The following is a 6004-nucleotide window of genomic DNA, read 5'->3' as shown; positions in this document are numbered from 1 at the left end:
CTCTGGGCTATCGCCCGCCTGCGCCAGAAGCCATAGTCCAGATGGACCAAAGGCCGATCATGCACTAACAATCAAATTGGACCACTTAGATGGGGCCGATCAGGGGCAGAGTTATCGTAACAATTTCCTTACCGCTCACCGATACCTAGAAACCGTGCCGGCGCAGGAGCTACTGGTAATCGTGTGAACAGTATTGGCTTCCTCGATCCGTATGATGGATGCAGCCCTTGAGGGGTGAACCGCGCCGGGTTTGCCGGAGGCTGCAACTCCTGAGTAGGAAGGAGCATCATGAGCAAGACGACGAACAAATATTCCCCCAAAGTGCGCGAGCGTGCCATTCGCATGGTTCTGGACAAAGTCGGGCAGCATGAGAGCCACTGGTCGGCGATCCCGTCGATTTCCTCGAAGATCGGTTGCGAGCCGCAGACGCTGAACGAGTGGGTCAAGAAGGCTGAAGTCGATCGGGGAGACCGCGCCGGTATCACGACCGAGATGGCCGAGAAGTTGAAGGCCTTGGAGCGCGAGAACCGCGAACTGAAGCAAGCCAACGAGATACTGCGGAAGGCTTCGGCGTATTTCGCACAGGCGGAGCTCGACCGCCGGTCCAGGACATGATCGCCTTTATCGAAGAGCACCGTGACGCCATTGAGGTCGAGCCAATCTGCAAGCACCTGCCGATTGCCCTGTCCAACTTCTACGATCACATGGCCAAACGGGTGAACCCTGATCTTCTGTCGGATCGGGCTAAGCGCGACATGGCGTTACGGCCTGAGATTGAGCGCGTTTGGGAACAGAACTACAAGGTCTACGCCGGTCGCAAGGTCTGGCCCAGATGCGCCGGGAGGGCTTCGATGTGGCCCGCTGTACCGTTGCCCGATTGATGAAGGACATTGGGCTCGAAGTCGTCACCCGTGACAAGAAACACAGGACGACCATCCCGGACAAGTCTCAGCCATGTCCGCTGGACAAGGTGAACCGTCAGTTCAAGGCACCTGCTCCGAACATGCTGTGGGTCAGCGATTTTACCTATGTGGCGACATGGCAGGGTTTCGTTCACGTGGCTTTCGTCATCGATGCCTTCGCGCGTCGCATCGTGGGCTGGCGGGTCAGTCGAACGGCCCATGCTGGGTTTGTTCTGGATGCTTTGGAGCAGGCCGTGCATCAGCGGCAACCTGGATCGGGTCTGGTTCATCATTCGGATCGCGGATCGCAATATCTGTCCATTCGCTATACCGAGCGCCTAGCCGAAGCGGGGATCGAACCGTCCGTCGGCAGCGTTGGCGAAAGTTACGACAACGCCCTGACCGAGACGATCAATGGGCTGTTCAAAGCGGAGGTCATTCACCGGCGTGGACCATGGTGCAGCTTCGATGCCGTGGACTACGCCCCACTCGAATGGGTGGATTGGTTCAACAACCGCCGCCTGCTGGAACCCATCGGAAACATACCGCCAGCTGAGGCCAAGGCAAACTTCTACGCTGCTCTGGGAGCATCAGACGTGGCCGCGTAACTAAGGTCAATCAGCCTACGGCAAACCCGGCGCGGTTCACTACACAGGAGTGCCATTAAACGAAATGCGAACGCCGCCCTTCAGGTCCTCGAGGGCGGTCATCTCTTCTGCTATTTTGGGCAGTATTTTTCTTAGCTCCCGAGCTGTTTTCGGCATCTCATTTTCGTTGGCGAACCATTCCAAATCCAACATCACTTCGTAAAACCAACCTTTGTTCATTGTTTTCTTCCCCAATTAATGGTTCTAGTTTTCTCCGAATAGTCGTTCTCTCGACAGTGTAATGGAGTGGCATCACCTAGTAAAAATTTGGTAAAAATCTTTGTTGCACGCAAATCAATCAAAAGGTCGTTTGGAATAACAAAGTTCTGCCGTATCAGACCAGACGCTTTAGATTTTTTGTACATACAGCCTCTGCAGTTGATGCTGCCGTGTATGGCTAGCAATTACGCTAATGCATTCTCCTTCGTATGGAAGTTACCTGGTAACGGAGCCGGGTTGGCCAAGACCTGCTCCCCTTGGAGTCCGCATTTATCAGTTAGCTCTGTTCAGGGTTTGATCTTCTTCTGACCGCCGGTGCCCGAGACTCTACGAAGAAATGGCCCGGTCATTCGGGGCTAGACAGGCGGTAAAGAGCGCACGAGGTCGGTCTTTCTAGATTGGAAAGGCAACCCTAAAGAATTGGAGCGACTTTATTGGATGGCGCAGTGCGGCCAGCATGAAGCGCAAGCCGCACCTGCCAAACACACATGGCGCGAATGCATCGAGGCTTGGCGCAGCGATGCTCAGATCCAGCACAATCTAGTTAATAGCACAAAGACCAGCTATCGCCGCATGATGGACGCCCTTCTCGAAAAGAACGCTGGCAAGGACATGAGCAAGACCACGCGGCAAGTTGTGCGCGCCGCCATCAACGCCATAGCAGCGGAGACGCCGCGCAAGGCGACAAAGTACGCGCAGACGATTTCCCTTCTCTGGAATTACGCCGTGACCGAACTGGATTGGCCGCTTGGCCTGAACTCGGCAAAGAAGCTGGGTTCGCACAAGCCCGCCCGCGAGTTTGAGCCGTGGCCTGATTGGATGGTGCGCCAGCTCGATTCTGCGCCCGAGCGCGTGCAGATCGCCGCGCGTCTGATCCTCGGCACCGGCCAGCGCCCGAACGCCGCCATCACCATGCAGCAAGATCAGTTTCACGGCGAAACCATGACCGTGCGCGACGAAAAGGGAAAACAGGAAATTGAAGTCTATTGCCCGAAATCGTTGCGCGAGTTCGTTGGAGAGCTGCCAAGGCGCGGTAAGTATATCCTGGCGAAGAACCTGACTGAGCCGATGGGCTATAACCCCGTCGAGAAAGCCTTTCGGACGTGTCGCGATACGATGGGTGAGCCGGCAAAGCCCTTCAGCCTACACGGGCTGCGCAAGCTCGCAATAATTGAGCTGGCCGAGGCCGGCGCGTCAGACGCCGAAATCCAAGCCGTTACCGGCCAGAGCGCCGAAATGGTGGCCTATTACCGCAAGCGGGCAAACAAGCTGACTCTGTCGAAAGCCGCAATTAAGCGAATGGAATGAGCTGGAACGGAACGTGAAACCGTGACCGAGCACCGTGACCGCGTCTGATTCTCCCACGCCCAAAAGCCGCTAAGTCATTGGTACCCAAGGCCGGACTCGAACCGGCACGGTATCACTACCGGGGGATTTTGAATCCCCTGCGTCTACCATTCCGCCACTTGGGCACGGACCCAACCTGTACCCAACTCGTCGGGCAAGGACAATAGGCGAACTGGCGCTGGCGTCCGGACGTGCGATTTGCTACCCGAGACCTGCCGATCTTTTGCGATCCGTTGACCAAGGGCCCACAGGAATGACCGCGAAACCGCCGGGAGATATCGCGATATCGGACCGGCTTGACCAGTTGACAGCTCTTGCGGCGGGCGATCGTGTGTCGCTCGGCTGGATTCTGGAACAGCTTCACGAACGCGCTTTCGGATTGTTCCTGCTGATACTCGCCCTGCCCTGTTGCATCCCGTTCCTCTACGGCGTGCCGCAGGTTGTGGCTCTGCCGCTGATGTTCGTCGCCGTCCAGATCGCCATTGGGCGGCGGGTGCCGTGGCTGCCGGGCAATCTGGCCGCCCGACAGGTCACCAGCGACAGTCTGCACAGGCTATCCGGCCGCGCGGGCCCATGGCTGCGCCGAATCGAGGCGGTCAGCAAACCGCGCCTTGCGTTCCTGACCCGCAAGCCGCTGGATCAGGTCGTCGGCCTGGCGCTGGTCCTGTTCAGCGCGTCGATCCTTGTCCCTCTGCCCGCCACCAACACCGTGCCGGGCTTTGCCGTGGTGGTGGTGGCGATGGGCCTGTTGCAGCGTGACGGCATCCTGGTGCTGATCGGCGCCGTGCTGGGCACCGCGTGGATCGCCACGCTGATTTTCGCCGGGGCGACGCTTGTCAGCCTGATCAAGGGATGGCTTGGCCTGTGACGCGGCAAGATGAACGCTTGCACCGCCGCACCAACCCGATCTAATTCACCCATCCCTTATCGTTCGAGGCTAATGTGACCCGTAATTCCCTTGTGATCCTTGCCGCCGGCGGCTCGCTGGCCCTTCTGCTGGGGGCGCTGGCGTTCCAACATGTGGGGGGCCTTGCGCCCTGCAAGCTGTGTATCTGGCAGCGCTGGCCCCACGGCGCGGCGATCGCGATCGGGGCGCTGGTGCTGCTGGTCCCGCTGGGCATCGGGGCGATGCGGCTGCTGCTCGGCGCGGGACTGCTCGCGGCGCTGACCACCGCCGGGATCGGCGGCTATCACACCGGCGTGGAACGCGGCTGGTGGGAAGGCCCTTCCTCGTGCACCGCGGGCAGCACCAGCGGCATGAGCACCGACGAGTTGATGGACCAGATCATGTCCGCGCCGCTGGTGCGCTGCGACGAGGTCCCGTGGGAGATGCTGGGCCTGTCGATGGCCAGCTGGAACATGTTGGCGTCATTGCTCTTCGCGGTTTTCTGGGCGATGGCGCTGCGCCGCACAGCCTAACCGGCCTGTTTCTTCGTACTCAGCAGCAGGCTGGTCTCGGAGGTCGCGACGCCCTCGAAGCGCCGGATCTCGGCCAGCACGGTATCGAGTTCCTCCAGCGTTTCGGCCCCGATCTCGACAATCAGGTCCCAGCGGCCATTGGTGCTGTGCAAGGCCCGCACGGCGGAGAGCCCGCGCAGGCGCCGTTCCACCCGTTCGGTGCCGCGCCCTTCGATCCCCAGCATCATCAGCCCCCGCACCGGGTCACGGACCGTGTCCTGCTTGACCACCACGGTAAAGCCCACGATCTCGCCCGAGACCTTGAGCCGGTCGATCCGCGACCGCACCGTGGTGCGTGACACGCCCAGCGTCATCGCCAGTTCCGACAGCGACGCGCGCGCGTCATGGCGCAGCGCCGACAGCAGTTTCTGATCCACCGCATCCATTTCGCAGAACAAAGCCTCCGTTTTGCCTATTTTACTTTCGTTATGGACAAAATACCTGCTTCAATCCGATCTTTTTAGCAACAACATTCTGGCCAACACCAAAAGGAGCCACGCCATGACCCCGTCGCATTGCATTCTCATCGGTGCCCCCGTGGACAGCGGCAAGGCAAGGCGCGGATGCCTGATGGGCTCCGACGCGCTGCGGGTGGCGGGGATCGAGAAATCCCTCGCCTCGCTTGGTCATACGGTAGAGGACTGGGGCAACCTGGCCTCTGCCCCGGCCACCGCACCGGCCTCGCTGCCCGGCCACCTCGTCCAGCCTGCGGAAACCATCGGCTGGACCGAGAGCATCGCCGCCTCCGCCAGGAAATCGATGGAGACCGGCCTGCCCATATTCCTGGGGGGCGACCATGCGCTGTCATTGGGCAGCGTGATCGGCGTGGCCGACCACGCGGCAAGCGTGGATCGGCCCCAGTTCGTACTGTGGCTCGATGCCCATACCGATTTTCACACGCCCCAAAGCACCGAATCCGGTAATCTGCACGGCACGCCGCTGGGCTATGCCACGGGCCGCGAAGGATTTGACGGGTTTCCGCAGGTCGCCAACCCGGTGCCGTATGAGAACATCTGCTTCCTCGGCCTGCGTTCCGTCGACCCCGATGAGCGCGAATTCCTGCAATCCACGCCCGCCCACCGCCACGACATGCGCAGCATCGACGAACAGGGCATCGCGCGGCCCCTCGCCGCCTTCCTCGACACCGTCGCGGCGGCGAACGGGATGCTGCACGTATCCTTCGACGTCGATTTCCTCGACCCCGGCATCGCGCCTGCCGTGGGCACCACCGTGCCGGGCGGCGCCACGATCCGCGAGGCGCATCTGGTGATGGAGATGATCTGCGACAGTGGTCTGATGACCTCGCTCGATCTCGTCGAACTCAACCCTTTCCTGGACGAGCGCGGCCGCACCGCGCAGGTGATGGTGGATCTGACCGCCTCGGCCCTCGGCCGCCGCATCTTCGACCGCCCGACCCGCGCCTTCGCCTGA

The 6004-nt window shown here is 60.6% G+C and carries 6 protein-coding genes, 1 tRNA gene, 1 pseudogene and 1 other annotated feature; of the genes and pseudogenes, 5 read left to right on the top strand and 3 right to left on the bottom strand.

Annotation, left to right across the window (positions count from 1 at the left end):
- Positions 1-288: 288 nt before the first annotated feature.
- Positions 289-1510, top strand: a pseudogene (locus PVV74_RS19070) (IS3 family transposase).
- Positions 570-686, top strand: a sequence feature (AL1L pseudoknot). It overlaps the preceding pseudogene by 117 nt.
- A gap of 39 nt (positions 1511-1549) precedes the next feature.
- Here PVV74_RS19070 and PVV74_RS19065 read toward each other — a convergent pair.
- Positions 1550-1729, bottom strand: coding sequence for a hypothetical protein (locus PVV74_RS19065; RefSeq protein ID WP_274594329.1), 180 nt, complete (start codon positions 1727-1729; stop codon positions 1550-1552).
- A 477-nt stretch (positions 1730-2206) separates the two neighbouring features.
- Between PVV74_RS19065 and PVV74_RS19060 the strand changes: the two genes are divergently transcribed.
- On the top strand, positions 2207-3076 hold the full coding sequence (locus PVV74_RS19060) for a tyrosine-type recombinase/integrase (protein ID WP_274594328.1): 870 nt from the start codon (positions 2207-2209) through the stop codon (positions 3074-3076).
- Positions 3077-3154: 78 nt separating this feature from the next.
- On the opposite strand, the gene PVV74_RS19055 is transcribed toward PVV74_RS19060, so the two are convergent.
- Positions 3155-3240 (bottom strand) — tRNA-Leu (locus PVV74_RS19055).
- Between the two features lie 128 nt (positions 3241-3368).
- Here PVV74_RS19055 and PVV74_RS19050 point away from each other — a divergent pair.
- Both PVV74_RS19050 and PVV74_RS19045 read left to right on the top strand, forming a co-directional pair.
- Entirely contained in the window at positions 3369-3983 is a 615-nt protein-coding gene (locus PVV74_RS19050; protein ID WP_103764263.1) for an exopolysaccharide biosynthesis protein, read from the top strand.
- Between the two features lie 74 nt (positions 3984-4057).
- Complete coding sequence (locus tag PVV74_RS19045) at positions 4058-4534, top strand: disulfide bond formation protein B (protein ID WP_274594327.1); 477 nt, start codon at positions 4058-4060, stop codon at positions 4532-4534.
- On the opposite strand, the gene PVV74_RS19040 is transcribed toward PVV74_RS19045, so the two are convergent.
- On the bottom strand, positions 4531-4959 hold the full coding sequence (locus PVV74_RS19040) for an Lrp/AsnC family transcriptional regulator (protein WP_274594326.1): 429 nt from the start codon (positions 4957-4959) through the stop codon (positions 4531-4533). The genes PVV74_RS19045 and PVV74_RS19040 overlap by 4 nt on opposite strands.
- Before the next feature lie 115 nt (positions 4960-5074).
- Between PVV74_RS19040 and rocF the strand changes: the two genes are divergently transcribed.
- Complete coding sequence (gene rocF / locus PVV74_RS19035) at positions 5075-6004, top strand: arginase (RefSeq protein ID WP_274594325.1); 930 nt, start codon at positions 5075-5077, stop codon at positions 6002-6004.

The organism is Roseovarius sp. SK2 (genome assembly GCF_028807495.1).
GTDB lineage: Bacteria > Pseudomonadota > Alphaproteobacteria > Rhodobacterales > Rhodobacteraceae > Roseovarius > Roseovarius confluentis.
The sequence above is the reverse complement of the archived record's forward strand: the minus strand, read 5'-3'. Positions and strand labels throughout refer to the sequence as shown.

Coding starts and splice junctions, on each gene's coding strand:
- PVV74_RS19060 (WP_274594328.1), top strand. CDS start 2,207: ATGGCGCAGTGCGGCCAGCATGAAGCGCAAGCCGCACCTGCCAAACAC.
- rocF (WP_274594325.1), top strand. CDS start 5,075: ATGACCCCGTCGCATTGCATTCTCATCGGTGCCCCCGTGGACAGCGGC.
- PVV74_RS19050 (WP_103764263.1), top strand. CDS start 3,369: ATGACCGCGAAACCGCCGGGAGATATCGCGATATCGGACCGGCTTGAC.
- PVV74_RS19040 (WP_274594326.1), bottom strand. CDS start 4,959: ATGGATGCGGTGGATCAGAAACTGCTGTCGGCGCTGCGCCATGACGCG.
- PVV74_RS19065 (WP_274594329.1), bottom strand. CDS start 1,729: ATGAACAAAGGTTGGTTTTACGAAGTGATGTTGGATTTGGAATGGTTC.